Here is a 19,399-nt window from a genome sequence, read left to right on the forward strand (position 1 = left end):
CATCGATCTGCTTGCGGTCGAGGAAGATCTGCCCCTGGGCGCCGATCGCCAGCATGATGCTGGAGGACTTCTGCGCCTTGGCCTGGCTGGCCTGTGGCCTGTGCACCTCGAGCCCGGCTTCGCGCACAAAGGAGGTGGTGACAATAAAGAAGATCAGCATGATGAACACGATATCCAGCATGGGGGTCATGTCGATCTGCACTTCGTCACGCTGGCGTTTGGATTGCCGTCTCATTGCATTACCTTCTCTTCTCGCAGGCCGTCCCGGGTCTTGGCCAGCGCACGCTTGGCCTGGCTCTCGAGCCGGCTGAGTAACAACACGCCGGAGAGCGCGACCACCATGCCAGCCATGGTGGGGATGGTGGCACGGGAGATCCCGCCCGCCATGCTCTCCGGGTTAAAGCGGTTGGCCGCGGCCAACGCATCGAATACGCCTATCATGCCGGTCACGGTACCCAGCAACCCCAGCATGGGGCAGAGCACCACCAGGGTGCGGATGAAGATCAGATGACGGTTGAGCTCAAGCTCGGCCTCGGCCAGCCATCGCCCGCGGATCGCCCGAGCGTGCCAGCTGTGGCGCTCGCTGCGGGCCTGCCAGCGGCCAAGCAGCTGGCGCTGCAGCGGGGCAAACCCCAGGTTGAGGTAGAGCAGCCGCTCGATCATCAGAATCCACATCAGCACCAGCAGGGCCAGAATGACCCAGAGCACCGGGCCGCCACGGCCCATGAAGCTCTGCAGCTGTTGCCAGATGTCGAGCATCATGCTGCTCGCTCCATCCCGTTGTTATTGCTCTCGGCGCGCTCAGCCAGAATACCGGCCACCTGCTGCTCCAGTACATTGGAGAGCTCGGTGAAGCGCGATTGCAGCAGGCTGTGGGCCAGGATCAGCGGAATGGCAGCCACCAGACCCTGTACCGTGGTGACCAGCGCCATGGAGATGCCGCCCGCCATGATCTTGGGATCGCCGGTGCCAAACTGGGTGATGGCCTGGAAGGTGCCGATCATCCCGGTCACGGTGCCGAGCAGGCCCAGCATGGGGGCGATGGCCGCGATCACCTTGACCATGCCGATGCCGCGCTCCATGCGAGGGGTCTCCTGCAGGATCGCCTCGTCGAGACGCAGTTCGAGGGTCTCCATGCTCAGCTCGGGATGCTTGTCAGCCACCGTCAGCACCCGGCCGAGGGCGTTGTCGGCATGATATTCACCGCTCTTGAGCTGGCGACGAACCCGACCCAGCTCGCGGGAGAGGCTCCACAGCCTTACCCCGGCGATCCCCAGGCCGATGGCGGCCAACAGCACGATAATGGCGCCGACCTGGCCGCCCTGCTGGACTTGCTGCCAGAAGGTAGGGGCCTGCGCCAGCATCTCCAGCAGGGTGCCGTGGGAGGGATCCAGCGGCAGCGCTTCCCCCTCCTGACCCTGATAGGCGGCCGCCGCGGAGAGCACGCTGCCGGGCAGACCCAGCACCGGGCTCAGGCCTTCGGCAGTGGGTTGCAGGAAGCCTTCACTACCCAGCAGAGCGAAGCTGCCGACCCGGGTCAGCGACTGCTCGCTGGCAGCCCCCTGGGCATCGAGCACCTTGCCGGTGAACTGGGCAACCCGGCCCGATTCACGGATCTCTTGCAGCAGGGTGGCGGGCAGCAGGGCGAGGGCGGCGCGATCCGGTACCTGCTTCTCCTGCGCCATGGCCTTGAGCGGGGCGAGGCGCTCGGGATACTGGCCCTCGACCGCGGATTCGCTCAGCAGCTTGACCGCATCGCTGGCCCCCTGACGGGTCACCGCGAAGATCTCGTTCATGTCGCCGGAGGCCTGCTCCCACTGGGCGTTGAGCTCCACCAGCTGCTTCTCGTTGCCGGCAAACTCGGCCGCCAGCTGCTTGCTGAGGCTCTGGGCCGCGGCCAGTTTGGCACGGGCACTGTTCAGCTCCTTGGAGACGGACGCTAGGTCCTGCTGGGCCTGCTGCTCACGAGCCTGCTCCTGCTGCTGCCAGGCTTCCTCGGCAACGGCGGCAGTAGTGCCCAGAGAGAGGGCAATGGCGAGGGGGAACCACTTCATGGTGATGCTCATGACTGGGCCTCCTGACCACGGCTGACGGAAAGGGGGACATTCAACAACTGGGGGACCTTCTTGTCGGCAGCCATCTCCAGCGCCTCGGCGATGGGAGAGAGCCACTGGCTGTCGAGAGCCTGCCATTGCTTGCTCTGCACAGACCAGCGCCACGCCTGGGAGCGATCGGCGGTCATCGCCAGCAGGGAGACCCGGCCCACCGCCAGCACGTCGACTCGGCGCGGTGCGCCGTCCAGCGCCAGCTCGGCAGAGTAGCTATCCAACCGGCTGCCATATTCGGCTTCGATCTGGTAGGCCTGCAGCAGCTGGCGGAACTTCTCCGCCTCACTCACGTCGGCGCGGGCCAGGGTCGCTTTCAACTGTTCAACCCGCGCCAGGCGATCTTCCTTGCGCAGCGGCATGTCGTTTTGCACCAGCTGCTCCAGATCGGCCTGCATCTGCAGCATCAGCGGGATCAGGCCCTGCCGGGTCTCCTGTACCGCCTCCAGCTGCTGACTCAGTTTGCCCAGCTCATTTTGCTGATCGGCCACCAGAGACTGCATGTAGCGGTTGTAGGCTTCCAGATCACGCAGTTGCAGCTGGGCATTTTGCAGCTCCAGCCGGGCGGCAACGGCCGCATCGGCGGCTTTTTCCACGCGCTGCTGGGAGGCTTTCCCGGCGGCGATGCTGTTTTTCAGTGCCGGTGCGACCAGCTCGTCGGCGACAGTAGCGAAGTGGACTGACAGTGGCAACAAGGCCAAACCCCAAAACTTATTCATGATATAAATCTTAACAATGATAACTATTCTCATTGTCTCAAAGAGTGGGGGCAGTGGCAATCAGATGATTTTGTTGGCCTTCGGCCGAAAAAACAGGATAATTTTTAAGCAAGCACGGGAGTCACTGGCGTTGGTTCTCACCACACCAAATTAATAAATAAAAAATATCTTTTCGATCAATGTGATAGAGATCGAAAAAGGAGAAGTTCATGTTCAACGATGCGATCTGGGAACACATCGATCGGTTCACCAAGGCCAAGAAGACCAGCGACATCCAGCAGCAGCTGGAGCGCTTCAGTCATCAGATGGGCTTTGATTACTTCCGTTTGCTGATTATTTTCCCCATCAGCATGCAGAAATCCCATGTGGCGTTGTTCAACAACTGCCCCACCAGCTGGTTTGATGCCTATTCGGAGCGGCACTACCTGACCCAGGACCCGGTCGTCTTCCTGGGGCTGAAGCAGACCCAGCCCATCTTCTGGAACAAGCTCGACTGCGACTCTCCGTGGCTGCCCAGCGCCAGCCGGGAGGTGATGAACCTGGCCGCCGACTTCGGGGTGAGAAACGGCGTCTCCTTCCCGCTGCACACGCCGCAGGGGGAACACGGCATCCTCTCCTTCATCAGCAAGGAGAAGTCCAATTCCGATCTGATGTTTGAAAACGTTCCCTTGCTGTCGTTCTGCGCCAGCTACATCTTCAACTCGGCGCTGCAGCTGATAAAGAGCAGGCCGGATCTGATGAAGTATCTGACCGAGCTGTCGGATCGGGAGAAGGAGTGCCTGTTCTGGGCCAGCGAGGGCAAGACCTCCTGGGAGATCGCCACCATCCTCGGCATCAGCGAGCGGACCGTGAACTTCCACCTCAATCAGGTCACCAACAAGACCGACTCGAAAAACCGCAACCAGGCGATCGCCAAGAGCATATCCAGCGGCATCATAGTGCCCTCGCTGGACGACGTGACCATCACCAACCTGCGGCTGTCATAACGGCCACCGAGCCAGACAAACAAAAAGAGCCGCAATGCGGCTCTTGTATGCAAGTAATAAAGTATCACACCAAATTGCGCTGTAAGCATTGATATTGATAATAAAGAAACAGGGCCATAACAACAAAGTATCATACCAACTCACGAACTCGATCCAGAATACGTGAATTATTCGAGGAATAAAGGATCATACTGGATTGCAGCTTTCCTTGAGCAGGGCGGCTTAACTACATTGCCGCTTCAAGGGGACGTTCATCCCATTGATTCATCTCAAATCTGATTGCCGTGCATATGTTTTTGAGAATCCTCCAGCTCTTGTCACTGCGGATGCTGCATTACATCAATGCACAGCTACTGACTGCATCTGTGTTTTGACGTATTGGTAAATCACCTCGGCACGGGCCTCTATGTCCTCGCTGGAGCATTCATCGGGCATTCCTTCCAGCATGCGGTCAATGATTGCCACCTTCATTTTGGCCTATGACGAGTGCTCCCAGTAGCGAGAAAGAGAAATCGGCATCAGCGACTCCACCCCGATGACAATGCCTCTGCCTGCTGAAGTACGGTTTGTACCGCTGTATCTTGAAGATCAGGCGGATAGCCATATTTTCGCAAAATACGTTTCACCATTACCCGCATCCGTGCGCGAGCGGACTCTCGATGGGCCCAGTCGACTGACACATTTTCACGCAGGCTCATTAGCAGTTCATGAGCGATAAGTTTCAGCTTATCGTCACCCATCATTTGAATGGCGCTCTCATTCTCGGCCAACGCATCATAGAAAGCGATCTCATCCTCGGACAACCCTTGCTCTTCGCCGCGTTGACGGGCTGCGCGGATGTCCTTGGCCAGTTGGATTAACTCCTGCAGCACCTCAGCGGTGGTGATGGCGTTGGCGTGGTAGCGCGCTACCGCATCCTCTAGCCGCTCCGAGAATGCCTTGGTCTGCACGACGTTGGCCTTGCTGCGTGAGCGAATGCCGTCGTTGATCAGCTTGCGCAAGGCTTCCAGCGCAAGGTTCTTCTTCTCCATCTGCTGAACTTCGGCGAGGAATTCGTCCGAGAGGATGGAGATGTCCGGGCTCTTGATACCCGCAGCGGCCAGGATGTCGACGATCTCGGTTGAGACCACCGCGCGGCTGACAATCTGCTGGATCGCCAGCTCGCGTTCTTGCTGGGTCACGCCGGAGCCAGTACTGCTCTTGACCAGCGCGGCACGGATGGCCTGAAAGAAGCCGACCTCCTCCCGGATTTCGCGTGCCTCGTCAGAAGCGGATGCCAGTGCGAACGCCTTGGACAAGGCCAGCACGGCGTCTTGGTATCGACGGTGAGCGTTCTTCTTGCCTTCTTTGGTCTTCTCTTTCGCAGCCAGCTTCTGTTGCAGGTCGAGAATCCACTCGATGGCCCCCGCCATCATCGCTAGGCGCTCCTGTGGCGTGCCGCTCATCGCGGAGACGTAGTCGTAGCCGTGGTACATGTCCCGCACGACCTCGTACTTCTCCATCATCACCGCGATGGCCTGCGCTTCGTCGACGCCGGTGTTTTCCTGATCGTTCTTCGAGTACTGCTGCAGCGCCGACTTCAGGTTTTGCGCGATACCGATGTAGTCCACGATCAGCCCGGCAGGCTTGTCGCGGAACACGCGGTTCACGCGCGCAATCGCCTGCATCAGTCCGTGGCCCTGCATCGGCTTGTCAACGTACATCGTGTGCATACACGGTGCGTCAAAGCCTGTCAGCCACATGTCCCGCACGATCACCAGCTTGAGCGGGTCTTTAGGATCGCGGGCACGCTTGGCCAGCAGATCGCGCCGGGCCTTGTTGCCGATGTGCTGCTGCCACTCCTGCGGGTCGCTCGCTGCGCCCGTCATCACGATCTTGACCGCTCCCGCGTTGTCATCGGCGCTGTGCCAGTCCGGGCGCAGCTTGACGATCTCGTCGTAGAGCTTGACGCAGATGCGGCGGCTCATGCACACCACCATCGCCTTGCCATCGAGGGCTGCAACGCGATCCTCGAAGTGGGCGACCATATCCTTGGCTACCAGAGCCAGGCGCTTGTCGCTGCCAACCAGGGCTTCGACCGTTGACCACTTCTTCTTGAAGCGCTCTTGGTCGGCCTCGGATTCCTCCTCGGTCAATTCGTTGACCTCGGCGTCGATCTTCGGCTTCTCTTCCTCGTCGAGTTCAATGCGCGCCAACCGCGACTCGTAGTAGATCGGCACGGTCGCGCCGTCCTCGACAGCACGGCTGATGTCGTAGATGTCGATGTAATTGCCGAACACCGCTGGCGTGTTGACGTCGTCCGCCTCGATGGGCGTGCCGGTAAAGCCGATGAAGGATGCGTTCGGCAGGGCGTCTCGCATGTACTTGGCAAAGCCGTAGGAGATTTCGCCGGTCTTTGCGTCCACCTTCGCCTTGAAGCCATATTGGCTCCGGTGCGCTTCGTCCGCGATGACAACCACGTTGCGGCGCGTGGTGAGCGGCTCCGCAATCTCGCCGAACTTCTGCAAGGTGGTGAAAATCACGCCGCCAGATGCCCGACTCAAGACCTTCTGAAGATCTTCGCGGCTCTCGGCCTGCACCGGCGTCTGCCTGATCAGGTCGCGGCACATCGCAAAGGTCGAGAAGAGCTGGTCGTCGAGGTCGTTGCGGTCAGTCAGCACCACCAACGTCGGGTTGGCCATCGCCGGGTGTTTGACCAGTTGCCCGGCGTAGAACGCCATCAGCAGGCTCTTGCCGGAGCCTTGGGTGTGCCAGATGACGCCCACTCGCTGATTGCCCTGTGGCGAGGACGCAGTCACCGTGCTGTTGACTGCGTGTCGCACCGCGTGGAACTGGTGGTAGCCCGCGATGATCTTGGCGAGCCCGGAACCGGTTTCGCCGAAGACCGTGAAGTGACAGAGCAGATCGAGCAGGCGACGATGCTCGAACACGCCTTCGATCAGGGTCGAAAGTTCCGGCGCACCTTTCGGGGCAACGTCTGTGCCGTCGGTGGTGCGCCACGGCATGAAGCGCTCAAGGTCTGCCGAGAGTGAACCCACCCGGGCCGCAATGCCGTCCGACGTGACCAGCAGCGCGTTGGTGTTGAACAGCGCCGTGATTTGCTTCTTGTAGGTCTGCAGCTGGTTGAACGCGCCCAGCAGATGTGCCCCGGCGCTGCCCGGCGCTTTCAGCTCGATCACGCCCAGAGGCAAGCCGTTCACGAACACCACCACATCGGGCCGCCGGTTGTTCTGGCCGTTGATCACCACGAACTGGCTCACCGCTAACCAGTCGTTCTGCTCTGGGTGTTCGAAGTCGATGAGCGCGACCTTGCCTGCCGTCAGCGTGCCGTCGTCGGCGTAATACTCTACGTCCACGCCTTCCGTCATCAGCTTGTGGAGGCGGCGGTTTTCTTCGAGCAATGAGGGCAATTCGGACTGCGTCACTTTCCGAATTGCATCCTGACGCGCGTCCAGTGGCAAACCAGGGTTCAAACGCGAAACGGCGTCCTCGAAGCGCCTCTTGAGCACGACCTCATCGTGGCTCTCACGCTCCGGGCGGTGTCCATCGGGGCCGATGTCCTCCTCGCGTTCGATGCTGTATCCCAGCCCTCCCAACTGTTCCATTAATGCCTGCTCTACGGCGGCCTCCGACAGAAACGCCATTACGGTTCTCCTTGTTCTTCGATGGGCTGAATCGCCACCAGCTTCAATAGCCCGTCGTAATGCTCACGGTCGACAGCCATCATCATTTCGAGGGTGTCGCGCAACACGGGTTGGGTCTCTGCAAGTAGAGAAAGATCGTGTCCCGGATCGGCGATTGCGCCAGCATGTGAGTACGTGTTGAGCAACCGGAGGATGCGCGTCTTCTTCGCGCTGTCGAAATCCACCCGCTCGAGTCGTGGGCCGAGATCCCCGCTCATCTCGGGGAAGCGGAAAGCGAGGAAGGCCTCGATCAATCGGCGCGCGACGTTGGGCAAACCGTAGTGGTGTTCCAGTTGGACAACGTCATTGCGGTGAGCCTCCTCGTAGACGCGCTTGAACAGGTACTGGTACTCCGATTCGTACTTCTCAAGCAGAGGATCAAGATGGCCTAACTCGCTGGTGCGAGACCCATCCGCGTGACGCCGGGTACGAAGCAGAAAGAACCGAGCGGGCCGGTCTTCGACCTTCTTCTTTCGTTGCCCAGGCAGGTGATGGAACCAGTTCTTCACCAACCGGAAAAACGAGAAGCTGTGCGTCAAGATGAAAAGCTGCCCGGCCTCCTTGGTACGATCCTTCATGTAGCCGAAGGCCGAGAACAGTGCGTTGTCATCGAGGCTCGACACCGGGTCATCAATGACGACAATCCCATTCTTCAAGTCGAATGCTCTGTCCTGCAGCGCCTTGAGGAAATAGAGGAATGCAATCGCCGTGCGCTCTCCATCGCTCAAATGCGCTACGTACTGGCCGCTTCGGGTCAGCGCGTATCCGGTGCCCTTCACCTCGAAGCGCAACTCGTCTCGCCCAAGGTAGGCGCATAGCTCTGCAGTCAGCTCGTCAGCGGGGCGGCGATGTTCGAGGATCGCGCGTTCCAGCTCATTGATCTGCGTCTGGGTTTCTGTCTGCGTAGCCTTTATGCCATCCAGTTCGGCGGTCGCGGTCTTTGCAGCACCGGAGAGCTGGACGAACTCGGCGTGCGCCTCCGCGACATACGAGGCTTCAAGCTTCTTGCACGCACTGTCGACCGACGCCGTGAACTCTGCGGAGATGCGGTTGTGCTTCTCCACGATCCCATTGAATGCGGCGACTGAGTCGGTAATCGAGGAGGGTCTCGCCGCTGCTTGTGCCTGCGTGGCGGTAGGTGCGAACGGCTGATCGCGCTTGGCCTCGACACGCGCGATGAGGGCATCGAGCACGGCTTGGGTCTCTGACTGCGCCGTCAACACCATTGCGCACGCAGGGGGCACTTCGGGCACGAGCGCTTCATAAAAGCGCGAAACATCCGGCAGTGACAGTGAGGCCGCAGTCTGCTTGGCCGCCTTCAGCTTCGAGAGAAGAGCCGACAGATCTTTCTGAAATCCCGCGAAGGCGTCGTTGAAGTGAGCTTCGAGCGCGGCGCGACGCGCTGCCTGAAGCGGCTGCTGGCAGAAGCGGCAGGTGTCGGAGGCGTGCTCGCCCGAGTGCAGATGAAGCCCTTCTTGCACCCACGCGGCAAGCTTGGCATTGCTGGTCAGTTCATCGAGCGTCTGCGCGACGACGGAGCGACCGACCAGCGTATCTACTTCACTCGTCAACGTATCAAGTTCGATAGATGGCGCAACAACCTTGCCGACAATGGGCTTTGGCTGGGCGTTCTTCTGGCTGTGGAGCTGTGCTTTCTGCTCATCGGAAAGAGTCGCGGCCGCCGCCTGCTGCGCATCCATTGCTTCAACGGCACGCCTGAAATTTCGCTTGTCGTAATTGTTGTAGGTCTGGCTGTTCGCGGTGGTCAACAGCTCCTTGATGAGCTTCGCCTTGTCCCTGCAGAAATCGTCCAGCTTCGACTCCGCTCTTGTCTTGTCGGCCTGAGCAGTCCGCGACTTGATGTCGGTCGTGGTAAGTTCCTTCTTGAGCTGCTCGACCCGTGCCTGCTTCTCGATGCTGTCTTCGCCGAGAAAGTAGATCGGCGCAATGCCGCCCGTTTGTGACAGGGTGGCATTGATGAAATCCCGGTTGAAGACGCGCACTTGGGGCAGTTGCGCCGAAGCGAAAGCGGAGCCTGCGACCTTCGTTGTGCCGTCGATCTCCAGTGCCGCTTCACCTTCGAGGAGCGCGGTCTTCTTCTCAACCAGCGAAAGCAGCCATGACAGCGTCGTCTTCCCGCTGCCGTTCCATCCATAGATGACATTGAACTGCGCAAACGGGTGTAGTTCTGTTGGCCAAGCAAAGTCGCGGAACACGCGGAGCCGCAGCTTGGCGATGCGAGTCAACTTCATGTCGACTCTCCTTGTTCTTCGACCGGCTCCACAGCCGGAGCAGGTGCGCCGCGCGCAGCGTTCAGCGCTTCGACATAGGCATCCCGATCCAGTTGGTAAAGCAAACGGCTGACTTCGATGTTGATGGGCAGCTCATCGCCGCCAGGCAATAGAAAACGTAAAGTTGGTGAATCGCCGTCCTCGGCGTCCAAAGCTAGCCCCACGTGCGCATCGATCAGTGCGTTGTCTGTTGCGAATCGCTCCCACGGCTCGCGGGAGCTGCTCGGGTCGAGCTGCGCATCCAGATAGGCCTGATGCAGAAAGGCCACGATGGCATCAGCCGCCAGCACGGCACTGCGTCGGTGGTGCTCTGCCAAGCGCGCCAGATACGGATCTTTGCCATGGCTGGCAGGGCCCGCCTTGTTGCGCAGGTCGTTCAGTGCATCGGCCAGCTTGTGATGGCTGGACACTAGCTTCTTGAACTTGTCATCGCGCACGTCGCCCAGCTTGAGCGCGCGAATCGCCGAACTCAGCCAATCCGACAGCGAGGGCGTTTCCTGTACCGGTTTCAGCGGAGCTTGCGGGGTATGGAAGCTGTCAACCACCACCCGGCACACCACCTCGACGACGGTCTTGGCGCAGTCGATGCACGCATCGTTGTTCTGCTCCAGATTGCGCTCCATAGCATCGAAGGTTTGCTGCAACATGGGCGCGTCGTGCCAATAGCCGCAGGCCTCGCGGATGCCAGGGCACCAGTCAATAGTCATTTCTCGATGCCCACTATATGTATACCGAGTGCTGCAGACTCCCGTTGAATGAGCCACCTGCGACAACGATCATGCAGTGACTGATGGAAGCCTTTAATTGTTGACCCCCATATCAGCCCCCCAAGCGTGAAGATAAACAAAATACTCAGAATTGATGGGATGGCCCACTGCAATAACTGATTCTCAAATTTGAACCCTAAACTTGCAGCTACTCCAACAGCGAGCACGACGACGACGCCAATGGAAAATGACCATGCAACACGCCCAGCTGTCCGATCTGAGCGCCAGTAAATTCGCTGCTGGATAAGCAGTTTTTCGTTACGCTCCGCGACGAGTTTTTCTTGTGTTTGATTATGGGCTCTCTTTTCTGCAGAGAGCTTATCGTTCTCTTCACGCTTTATTTCACCGGTGACGCGGTCTAGTACTGCGGTAATTGTCTGTTCACTCAGCGACTCCTCCTCACCGAGCGTCAAAGACATAAGTTCTTCTTGGGCTAACTGGCTGCTCCGAAGGAGTTGTAGATCTCTGGCTGTAATGGTTTTCTGCCTTTCAAGCTTCTCAACTTCTGAGAGATATTTATCCCATATCGCCTGCGAAGGCTGGAGAGCGGCATATGAAAAGGCGAGAACCTCTCGCATCGGAATGGAGGGGGCTCCCATGGGAGCCTTTAACCATGCCATGTTGGCCAAACTGAAATCCGTAATAACTGTTGATACCTCGCGAGATTCCTGGTGCTTGTCGCCATACCGAAATGCAGCTCTCGCGAATGCTGTGTTGCATGTGACAACGACAGCCTTGCACTTTTCAACATTCTGCGGAGAGGAGTGCGCCCTTAGCACATAGATGCTGCGGACAGAATTAATGTCATAGTCCTTGGCGTAAGGATTCGAGTACTGAAGCTCACCATCAAGAGTTTTTGAGAAGGCCGTCTCATCAATTTGGAAATTCGCTACGTATCGAGGCGTTGGGATAACGTTAACCTTGGATTCGCTCAGTTTTTCATCAACTTGACCCGCCAGCATTAGCATGTCGGATTTTGTTGTTCCTCGTTGGCGAGCTTCGGCAACAATTGCACCACGCCCCCTGAAGGACTCAATGTGACTTGCTGCACCTTTGATCACACTTTCCAGCTCGTTGCGAGAGTGTTCAAATGCTCCGACACGCCCACCAAGTGAAATCAATAGTTCTATTAGATCGCTGATCGAGTCCTTCTTGGCCTCTCCTTCCAGCCCGAGAAGTCGAACGAGAAGAGGTGTATCCAAATAAAACGTTACACCGTCATATGTTTTTGGCAGGCTCTGAAGATCTGGACATAAAAGGGCATTCGCCAGCATGTGCCCCTGAACAACGATAAGGAAACTATCGAATCTCTCGGGGTCGCTCTTCTGCAGGTCCAGCACGTATTTGCTGACCAGAACAATTTGAGCATTGTGGTGCCCTTCGATATCGGGTATTGCAGTTCCACGAAGGTATGCCCGCAAACATTGGATGTCGAATTGTGAGAGAAATGCGCGTACCGCTACATCTGCTTCGTCATCGGTTGTAATTGGCTTGGCTGTCGTCTTCGAAAAAACACGCAATCCCGTTAATACTGCGTTGATGTGTCGCTCAGCACTGGCTTTTTCTGCGCCGATCCTTGGATCTGCTAGTGTCCCCGTCACCTGATAGACACCGTCTTTTTTTTCGATCGGATGGTTTCTAGACAAGCGCTTAAGCACCACTTGAATCGCTCTTGCCGGTATTTCCATCCCGAAGTCGGAGCGAATCCAGTCCTTAACCACAGCATCGGTTACCGGGTTGATTTGATGGTCAACTAGAACCTGAAGAATGAATGGTCGCAGATAGTCGAGATAGTCATGCCCTTGGTCGACATGGACCTTCAGCATGGCGAGGCTGGTCAATGTTGATGAGGTCATCAAGCGATTCCTCTCAAATACTTGTCAGCGTCGCCGACACGCAGCTCGCCAGAGATGAGTTTGGGCAGCAGGGTGTCACGGAGTTGGGCGAGGGAGCGGGATTGCTGCGCATTGCTGACCAGTTGATCGAATAGCGGAGCAATCGCGATGTCAAACTTCTTCATTCCCTCCGGAGACGCAACAGCGACCCGGGCATCTGTCAGATGCTTGCGCTGAATGTGACCCATGGTCGTCGCTTTGTCGGCGGCAATTGCACGGAAGCTCTGCAAATGATGGCGAGTAGCGAAGAAGTAGAACCACTTCGGAACCGTATTGGACGTCACCTTGAACAAGTGCTGATTCAACGCGCCCCGCCCGCCGTTCCACACCTCGACCTCAAGCGAGCCTGACCACGAGAACAGTACGTCGCCATCGACTACGACATATTCAGGCTTGATTCGGGCGCTTGCCCGGTCTGCCCCATTTGTGTTCCCGGCGCGTAGCTGCGCGATCTTGATGACCGGCAGAAACTCGTCGTCGCCTTCCGGCGGGAACTTCTGTAGTGCAAGACCGTTTAGATAGTTCGCAATCGAATCCAGAGAGCGCATTTCCCACCCCTCCGGAATCTCACCCAACTCTGATTCGACCAGCCGGTCGGGAAAGAGGTCGTAGAGGTGCGCGGGCATGCCGGGTAGCGACTGGCCGCGCTGCCAGCGGCCTTCGATCTTGGCGCGCACCGGCTCGAAGTCCACGAACCACGCTTTGAACAGGGTGCGGGCCATCGCCTCCAGCGTTTCGTTCGCTCGCCGGTTGAGTTCGATCTTGTCGTCCAGGGTGCCGAGGATGTGGGCGATAGCACGTTGTTCACAAATCGGCGGGCAATTCAGTTCAATTTTGTTGAGATTGCCTTGTGTCAGCTTCGGCATCACAGCGCCTGTAAGGTAGCCACTAATGTCCGTCCCCGCGATGGCATACATTAGGAACCGAGTGTCAGCCTTGTCGTTGCCTGTGACAATGTGCGCGTGATTGTTGACCCACGATTTCCCACGCGCCATGAAAGCAATAGGCGTTTGCCGAGTTCGCAAATTTTCACCGTCTTCAGCAATTAACAAGTAATCGCCGTCGAATAGGTAACCGTCAACATAATCAACAATTCCTGAGGCTCCGTAGTACGGATAGGGCCCGGGACGCCTGTCTGATTCTTTTACCGGCTTGCGCTTGCCATCGTGGTTAACGGTCAGATCACCAAGCAAAGCTGTGCGCCACTCACTCACCATACCCAAGCTCCTTCAGATTGGCCTCAATTGCCGCATCCAGCTTGGTCGCTGCTGCCCGCTGCTCACGCCACTGCGCGGAGAGCCGTGCCATTTTTTCTTCGAAAGGCTCGCCGTCGTCCTCTTGTTCCAATGCGCCTACGTAGCGCCCCGGTGTCAGCACGTGGCCGTGCTTGCGGATGTCGTCCATTGATGCCGACTTGCAGAAGCCCGCCACGTCAGCGTACTGGCCTGCGCCTTCCTCCCCACGCCAAGCGTGATAGGTGTCGGCGATCTTCTGGACTTCCTCGTCGGTGAGTTCGCGCCGGGTTCGATCCACCAGTACGCCCAGTTTGCGGGCGTCGATGAACAACACTTGCCCGCGTCGGTCGCGCAGACCCTTTCCAGGGTTTTTGTTGCGAGCCAGGAACCATAGGCAAGCGGGAATCTGCGTGGAGTAGAAGAGCTGACCGGGCAGAGCGACCATGCAATCCACCGCATCGGCTTCGAGCATGGCCTTGCGGATGTCGCCTTCGCCGGACTGGTTGGAGCTCATCGAGCCGTTGGCCAGCACCACGCCTGCCGTACCGTTGGGCGCGAGGTGATGGTAGATATGCTGGAGCCAAGCGTAGTTGGCATTACCCACGGGCGGCACGCCGAACTTCCACCTTACGTCCTCACGCAGTCGGTCGCCACCCCAATCGGAGATGTTGAATGGGGGATTGGCGAGGATGTAGTCGGCCTTTAGGTCGCGCAGTTCGTCCTTGTGAAAGCTGCCCTCGTTGTTCCAGCGTATGTCGGAGTCGATGCCGCGCACAGCCAAGTTCATCTTGGCCAGCCGCCACGTGGTGTAGTTCGACTCCTGCCCGTAGATCGCAATGTCGCCAATGCGGCCTCCGTGCTCCTGAACGAACTTCTCCGACTGCACAAACATTCCACCCGAGCCGCAACACGGGTCGTACACGCGGCCCGTGTACGGCTCCAGCATTTCGACCAGTACACGTACCACGGAGCGCGGCGTGTAGAATTCGCCGCCGCGCTTGCCTTCGGCACCGGCGAACTGGCCGAGGAAGTATTCGTACACGCGCCCGAGAATGTCCTTGGAGCGGTCGCCTTCCTCGTTGAGCGCAATGCCGGAAATCAGGTCGATCAGCTCGCCCAGCATCACCTTGTTGAGTGCGGGTCGGGCGTAGTCCTTGGGCAGCACGCCCTTGAGCGACTCGTTGTCCTTCTCGATGGCGCGCATCGCGTCGTCGATCAAGGTGCCGATGGTGGGCAGTTTGGCGTTGGCCTGCAGGTGCGACCAGCGAGCCTCCTTCGGCACCCAGAACACGTTGTCGGCAAGGTACTCGTCTTTGTCCTCGGCGGCCTGTGCGTCTTCGGCCAGCAGCGCCTTGTGCTTGGCCTCGAAGGCGTCGGAGATGTACTTCAGGAAGATAAGTCCGAGCGCGACGTGCTTGTAGTCGCTTGGTTCCATGTTGCCGCGCAGCTTGTCGGCGGCCTTAAAAAGGTCGGCCTCGAAGCCGAGGTTGCCCCCGTTGCCGTTTTTGGCGGTGTCGTTCTGTGCCATCGTGTTCTTATCCTTTGCGTAATGTCTTTGCTGCCGGGGCTTGATACCCCGGCGCGAGCTTTGCGTTCTCAACGCCGTACAGCGCCAGCGGATCGCTGAGCCATAGGCGGTACTGTTCTTCCTTGAGACGGTGGTCGGGCGAGCAGTCCACGCTCCAGCGCAGCAGCATGTAGCCCGCGACGGCGGCGCGAACGCGCATCCGAATCGAGCCGTCGGTCATCCCGTAGTCCATCTTGATGATCTCGGGGCGTTCAAGGCGCGGGTGCGGCACGAAGTCCAGTTCGACGATGCGCGTCCACTGGATGTCGTTGTCCGGCCGTTCGTTGGCCTGTAGCTCCTCGTCGAGCAGCGTTGGCGCTTCGATGCGGGTGACGACGAAATCCCGAAACTCTCCGCTCTTGCGATCAAAGGCCCGGACGTGCCAGCGCAGGCCGGTGTCCACCAGCGCGAAGGGAACGATGACGCGCTCGGACTCACCGCTGCTCATCGAGTGGTAGCGGATGGCTACTGGCCGCTTGGCATGGATGGCCCGGCAGATCGGAGCCAACACATCCATCCGAGGGCAGTTCAGAGCCACAGGAGACTCGCATGGCAGCATCGGCTGCGAATCGACGTTCACACCATCGCCAAACCCAAGCGCGAGCGTCGACAAAACACGTTGCGTCGCATGCTCGAAAATTGGAACAAACGCCTTGCCTATGCGGTAGATCTTGTTGCTACCATCGAATTCAATGTTCTGCGGTGCGATTTCCCGGTAAAGAGCCAGATCGCGCGTTGCCCCTGCCGGCGCCACACCGAAGCGCTCAATCAGGTCCGGGCGCCCAATATCACCGAAGAAGTAGAGCAGGAAGTCGATGTAGGCCAGCCGCTCGCGCTGGGCAAGGCTCAAATCCTCGACCCGTTTAGAGGGTGAACTAATCATGTGCCGCAGCTACGAAATGAAAGGGGAATGTAGTGATGTGATCCATATAGCGCCATCATTGTCATCAAATTGATTACAATCATGCACCATCTTTACTATAACAACAAGATATAAAGCCTCAAATGTAGACATAGTTCGTTTTGTATTAAATCTCTTCAATACGTTAGATTGAAGTCATCCAACTGTGAAATCTTGCCGCCCAGTGCTCTATCGACTCTTCATGCAACTTGCCCTTATCCACGGATTTGGTCTGCGGGTGAGGAATGCCGGAATAGCCATCCTTGCCGCAGAGCATTTTTAGCCGCTGACTTGGCCAGTGCAGTGATTTCTGGGTTAACTCTTCTGCCAACAGCGTAAGCTGCTTGGGCCAATCCAGAGACGACTTCAGCCGTAATAGCAAAGTTGATAGAGAACAAACACCATCAGATGTATCGACTTCTAGGATATAGAAGGTGCGGCCCTGCAACTCCACCTCAACAACGGCCAGGCATCTTGGATTGCCATCCAAAAGCAGATGACGTTTACAACGGTAGAGCTTGGGTAGCTTGTGCAGTTGCTGGGAGCGAATGACGCAACCATGGGTTGCCACCAACTGCTCAAGCATCGACTGAAAACAATCAAACTTGTTGGCATATAGACGCAGATCATCGGTTTCATCCGCCTCTGCGGTCCACTCGGCACTGGGCAGAATCCCCCCAAAAACTGACTCTTCAGTACTTACGTCCTCTGATGCCTTGGAGCCAATCTCATCGTCAGTCTTACCCTTAGCTCCCTCCTGTTTTTTATCAGCAATTTTGCGTGTATTGAACGCTTTGGAAAACTCAAATACGACGGAGGGAGCCTGCAACAAAACAGGTTTAGTATTCACACTCGCATCCGCCCCATCATGGACCGAGTGGATGGGCGGGCGTTCAGCCACCAAACGCACAGCACCGTCCCCCTCTCCATGCACATACTCTCGCAACTTGGGATGGAAAAACTCTACTTCGTCTGGAATCGCAGCTTGGACGTTTCTTAGACTGGCTACCTCGTAAACCAGCATGCTTTGGGTTTGTTTATCAAATCGCCCCCGAACCTCAAAAGAAGCGGAGCGTAAAGGTGGAGGGGTAAACTCGAAATCCCAGTGCCGATATCCACTTTGTTCATAGCCATTCAACTTTTGACTACGACCAATGCTTTCGTAAGAGGCTCGAGCATCTGGGTCGATCAAGATCCAGCTCAATAAACGCCGCGATTCATAATCATCCAGAGACTTAAGTGGATAGCTAGAGGAGGGTAATACATTCACCCGGGCTACGTTGGGACCAGGATATTCAATCGAAAACTCACTTCTCAGATAATCAGGCTCGAGTGCTGAGCGAGAAAGATAGCCATCGTGTAAGAACAGTACTCTTGCCAGCTCTAGTTGGGGAAGATAGATCTGTATGTTGTTTGCCAAAAAACAGAAGCAGTGTTGACGTTTATCCATGGCGCGAATGGCCAAGGGAACAGGGAAATCACCTAAACATCTCCGTTGCCAAGTAGCCGAGCTATCGATGGTAAAAGAGAGCCGAAAACCCGCAGACTTATGCTTTTGTGTCGGATTCAACACCCGCTTACGAGCCAAAACAGGAAGATTCGAAACCCGCAGCGACCCGATTTCAGCTTGAGGAGCCAGATCCAGATTGATGCCCCACTGTGTGTTATTAACTCGCCGGAACAGAGAGCCGATTGCCAAAATGGTTGTATCGTCAGATACCTTTTCAAAACGGATATCCTGCATCAAGCCCCCAATACATCTCTCAATAGGCCATCAGCCAGCGAGGTTAATCGCTCATCACTCAATCCTGCCAAGCGAAGAAGTCGCCACCGGCGCAATGAATGCCCAGTCTGCACCAGCAATCTGGCAGCAAGAGCCAAACGACGAATCTGATAACCTGTAATATCTTCACAATATCGCTGAAAAAACAAGCGAGTAAGAGGCATAGAGCGCAAGTTTTTCTCAATCATGGCTCCCGAGGGGAGTTTCGATAGGTACCAATTCCTCGACAGTCGAGGGGAATCAAGCATCAACTCATGGCGATCAAGAATATGGAGTAATTGACGACAAGCCATGCGGTCCCGCTTTGGCCAATCGACCCGGCGATTCTCTCTGGCATGACCCTGATGGTGCTGCCGGTTAAATTCCAGAAACCAGCCTCGATCATGCCGATACAGCCAGGCATATAAGGCCTGATGAGATAAACGGGCCTGCTTCACCCCATGGCTTTCCAGCAACTGCTGCCATCTGGCTCGATACTCTGCCGATAGGCCGCTCCTTTGATCTGGAGGACAGGGATGGAAAGCATAAATGCCCGTTGGAATGCTTTGCACCTCGCCCAGCACTGTGTCCATGTCCCAAGACTCGGGTAACAGGCTATCCAGGACAACGATATGTTCCAGATAGCTGAAAGATTTTCGGTGCTTGCGAAAAATAGCCTGCAACCAATTACCCGAATCGATATGAAGCGCCAATCCATGCTGCTCTAACCAATCAGCCGACCAGCGAGCCATGACAAGCTCATGGATCGTTTGATGATTTACATGCCTCGCCTTGGCACAACCCACCAGATTGGCGAGCTGATGGTAAAAAGCACTCCATTGAGAAAACGAGGGCGATGTATCAGGTTGCCGTTGCAACAGAGTAGTCACTTGGCGAGTGATCCGGATGGCACGCGCATCCGCTACAGGCTGGGGCAATAAGGGACAAACCAACGGGGAGGCAGCAACAAACTGGTGGCGGTGGTAAGCATGGCGTTCAATGTTAGCCTCCAGTAAACCACCATGCTCCAAACAACAATCAGCCCCCATCACCTGCCATTGCCGTTGCCAGTAGTATTCACCATGATCTCTGCACTGATTTTGCAAACATTGCGGACAGTAGCGCAGGGCGTGAGACTGTTTAATTCGGGATGCCGCTACCCCCAGAATCAGATGAATGGCGCCTTGAGAATCTCCAGCCATCTGCTCAAGACAGTGACGCCTGCGCTCTTCAGTGGTAAATGGGGCATACAGAGGAAATAGCGTGTGCAGATAAGCCAAACGCGCAACATCAAGCCCCATACTCTCCGGTAATAATTGGACCAGAGGGGCCAGATGATTGGGCAGATCAACCGTTGCAATGACATGCCGGTTTGCAAAAACCTCATCTAGCAACTGCTTGGGGCTGGTTAATCCCAGGTGTATTCCGGCTCTGGCTACCAAGCTGTAAATCAGCTCATCTTGATAGGGAACCGGAAAGTTCAGCATG

Annotated in this window: 14 protein-coding genes (1 of these 14 running past the window's edge); 1 reads left to right on the forward strand and 13 read right to left on the reverse strand. The window is 57.1% G+C overall.

Features of this window, described 5'->3' with window-relative positions; all coding sequences use genetic code 11:
• The 4 genes in view from C2U40_RS22585 to C2U40_RS22600 are tightly spaced (each overlapping or abutting the next) and all read right to left on the reverse strand, a layout consistent with a single transcriptional unit that may run on beyond the window.
• A protein-coding gene (locus C2U40_RS22585) for an ExbD/TolR family protein (protein ID WP_011707897.1) crosses the window boundary here: on the reverse strand, window positions 1–235 show its 5' portion. 167 nt of this gene lie to the left of the window's left edge; 235 of the gene's 402 nt are visible here — the first part of the coding sequence; its start codon is at window positions 233–235; the stop codon falls past the left edge of the window.
• A complete protein-coding gene (locus C2U40_RS22590; protein ID WP_005307253.1) occupies window positions 232–762 on the reverse strand; it encodes a MotA/TolQ/ExbB proton channel family protein in 531 nt (176 codons plus the stop codon). The genes C2U40_RS22585 and C2U40_RS22590 overlap by 4 nt, the downstream gene beginning before the upstream one ends.
• Entirely contained in the window at window positions 759–2,066 is a 1,308-nt protein-coding gene (locus tag C2U40_RS22595; RefSeq protein ID WP_103828273.1) for a MotA/TolQ/ExbB proton channel family protein, read from the reverse strand. The genes C2U40_RS22590 and C2U40_RS22595 overlap by 4 nt, the downstream gene beginning before the upstream one ends.
• Entirely contained in the window at window positions 2,063–2,824 is a 762-nt protein-coding gene (locus C2U40_RS22600) for a DUF3450 domain-containing protein (RefSeq protein WP_181014859.1), read from the reverse strand. The genes C2U40_RS22595 and C2U40_RS22600 overlap by 4 nt, the downstream gene beginning before the upstream one ends.
• Window positions 2,825–3,033: 209 nt before the next feature.
• Between C2U40_RS22600 and C2U40_RS22605 the strand changes: the two genes are divergently transcribed.
• On the forward strand, window positions 3,034–3,810 hold the full coding sequence (locus C2U40_RS22605; RefSeq protein WP_016352388.1) for a helix-turn-helix transcriptional regulator: 777 nt from the start codon (window positions 3,034–3,036) through the stop codon (window positions 3,808–3,810).
• Between the two features lie 518 nt (window positions 3,811–4,328).
• Here the strand turns inward: C2U40_RS22605 and C2U40_RS22610 are convergent.
• The 9 genes from C2U40_RS22610 to C2U40_RS22650 form a co-directional block, all read right to left on the reverse strand.
• Window positions 4,329–7,454: a type I restriction endonuclease subunit R gene (locus tag C2U40_RS22610; RefSeq protein ID WP_103828274.1), complete on the reverse strand. Its 3,126-nt coding sequence runs from the start codon at window positions 7,452–7,454 to the stop codon at window positions 4,329–4,331.
• Window positions 7,454–9,745, reverse strand: a complete 2,292-nt coding sequence (locus C2U40_RS22615; protein ID WP_010672239.1) for an ATP-binding protein — start codon at window positions 9,743–9,745, stop codon at window positions 7,454–7,456. The genes C2U40_RS22610 and C2U40_RS22615 overlap by 1 nt, the downstream gene beginning before the upstream one ends.
• Complete coding sequence (locus tag C2U40_RS22620; protein ID WP_199773227.1) at window positions 9,742–10,431, reverse strand: abortive infection family protein; 690 nt, start codon at window positions 10,429–10,431, stop codon at window positions 9,742–9,744. The genes C2U40_RS22615 and C2U40_RS22620 overlap by 4 nt, the downstream gene beginning before the upstream one ends.
• Before the next feature lie 56 nt (window positions 10,432–10,487).
• The gene (locus C2U40_RS22625; protein ID WP_010672241.1) at window positions 10,488–12,407 is read right to left on the reverse strand and encodes a hypothetical protein; all 1,920 of its coding nucleotides are present in this window, start codon (window positions 12,405–12,407) and stop codon (window positions 10,488–10,490) included.
• Window positions 12,407–13,663, reverse strand: coding sequence for a restriction endonuclease subunit S (locus tag C2U40_RS22630; RefSeq protein ID WP_103828276.1), 1,257 nt, complete (start codon window positions 13,661–13,663; stop codon window positions 12,407–12,409). Before C2U40_RS22630 ends, C2U40_RS22625 begins: the two co-directional genes overlap by 1 nt.
• The gene (locus C2U40_RS22635) at window positions 13,653–15,209 is read right to left on the reverse strand and encodes a class I SAM-dependent DNA methyltransferase (protein WP_103828277.1); all 1,557 of its coding nucleotides are present in this window, start codon (window positions 15,207–15,209) and stop codon (window positions 13,653–13,655) included. The genes C2U40_RS22630 and C2U40_RS22635 overlap by 11 nt, the downstream gene beginning before the upstream one ends.
• Before the next feature lie 7 nt (window positions 15,210–15,216).
• On the reverse strand, window positions 15,217–16,131 hold the full coding sequence (locus C2U40_RS22640) for a helix-turn-helix transcriptional regulator (protein ID WP_010672244.1): 915 nt from the start codon (window positions 16,129–16,131) through the stop codon (window positions 15,217–15,219).
• A gap of 163 nt (window positions 16,132–16,294) precedes the next feature.
• Window positions 16,295–17,893 (reverse strand): Tn7-like element transposition protein TnsE, encoded by a 1,599-nt coding sequence (locus tag C2U40_RS22645; protein ID WP_029313353.1) that lies wholly within the window; start codon window positions 17,891–17,893, stop codon window positions 16,295–16,297.
• The gene (locus C2U40_RS22650; protein WP_080560334.1) at window positions 17,893–19,398 is read right to left on the reverse strand and encodes a TnsD family Tn7-like transposition protein; all 1,506 of its coding nucleotides are present in this window, start codon (window positions 19,396–19,398) and stop codon (window positions 17,893–17,895) included. Before C2U40_RS22650 ends, C2U40_RS22645 begins: the two co-directional genes overlap by 1 nt.
• Window position 19,399 lies beyond the last annotated feature (1 nt).

Source organism: Aeromonas sp. ASNIH4 (assembly GCF_002934425.1).
In the GTDB taxonomy this organism is placed as follows: domain Bacteria; phylum Pseudomonadota; class Gammaproteobacteria; order Enterobacterales; family Aeromonadaceae; genus Aeromonas; species Aeromonas hydrophila.

Excerpts from the sequence above, each read along its gene's own strand:
- C2U40_RS22590 (WP_005307253.1), bottom strand. The coding sequence starts at position 762 with ATGATGCTCGACATCTGGCAACAGCTGCAGAGCTTCATGGGCCGTGGC.
- C2U40_RS22595 (WP_103828273.1), bottom strand. The coding sequence starts at position 2,066 with ATGAGCATCACCATGAAGTGGTTCCCCCTCGCCATTGCCCTCTCTCTG.
- C2U40_RS22600 (WP_181014859.1), bottom strand. The coding sequence starts at position 2,824 with ATGAATAAGTTTTGGGGTTTGGCCTTGTTGCCACTGTCAGTCCACTTC.
- C2U40_RS22605 (WP_016352388.1), top strand. The coding sequence starts at position 3,034 with ATGTTCAACGATGCGATCTGGGAACACATCGATCGGTTCACCAAGGCC.
- C2U40_RS22610 (WP_103828274.1), bottom strand. The coding sequence starts at position 7,454 with ATGGCGTTTCTGTCGGAGGCCGCCGTAGAGCAGGCATTAATGGAACAG.
- C2U40_RS22615 (WP_010672239.1), bottom strand. The coding sequence starts at position 9,745 with ATGAAGTTGACTCGCATCGCCAAGCTGCGGCTCCGCGTGTTCCGCGAC.
- C2U40_RS22620 (WP_199773227.1), bottom strand. The coding sequence starts at position 10,431 with ATGTTGCAGCAAACCTTCGATGCTATGGAGCGCAATCTGGAGCAGAAC.
- C2U40_RS22625 (WP_010672241.1), bottom strand. The coding sequence starts at position 12,407 with ATGACCTCATCAACATTGACCAGCCTCGCCATGCTGAAGGTCCATGTC.
- C2U40_RS22630 (WP_103828276.1), bottom strand. The coding sequence starts at position 13,663 with ATGGTGAGTGAGTGGCGCACAGCTTTGCTTGGTGATCTGACCGTTAAC.
- C2U40_RS22635 (WP_103828277.1), bottom strand. The coding sequence starts at position 15,209 with ATGGCACAGAACGACACCGCCAAAAACGGCAACGGGGGCAACCTCGGC.
- C2U40_RS22640 (WP_010672244.1), bottom strand. The coding sequence starts at position 16,131 with ATGATTAGTTCACCCTCTAAACGGGTCGAGGATTTGAGCCTTGCCCAG.
- C2U40_RS22645 (WP_029313353.1), bottom strand. The coding sequence starts at position 17,893 with ATGCAGGATATCCGTTTTGAAAAGGTATCTGACGATACAACCATTTTG.
- C2U40_RS22650 (WP_080560334.1), bottom strand. The coding sequence starts at position 19,398 with ATGCTGAACTTTCCGGTTCCCTATCAAGATGAGCTGATTTACAGCTTG.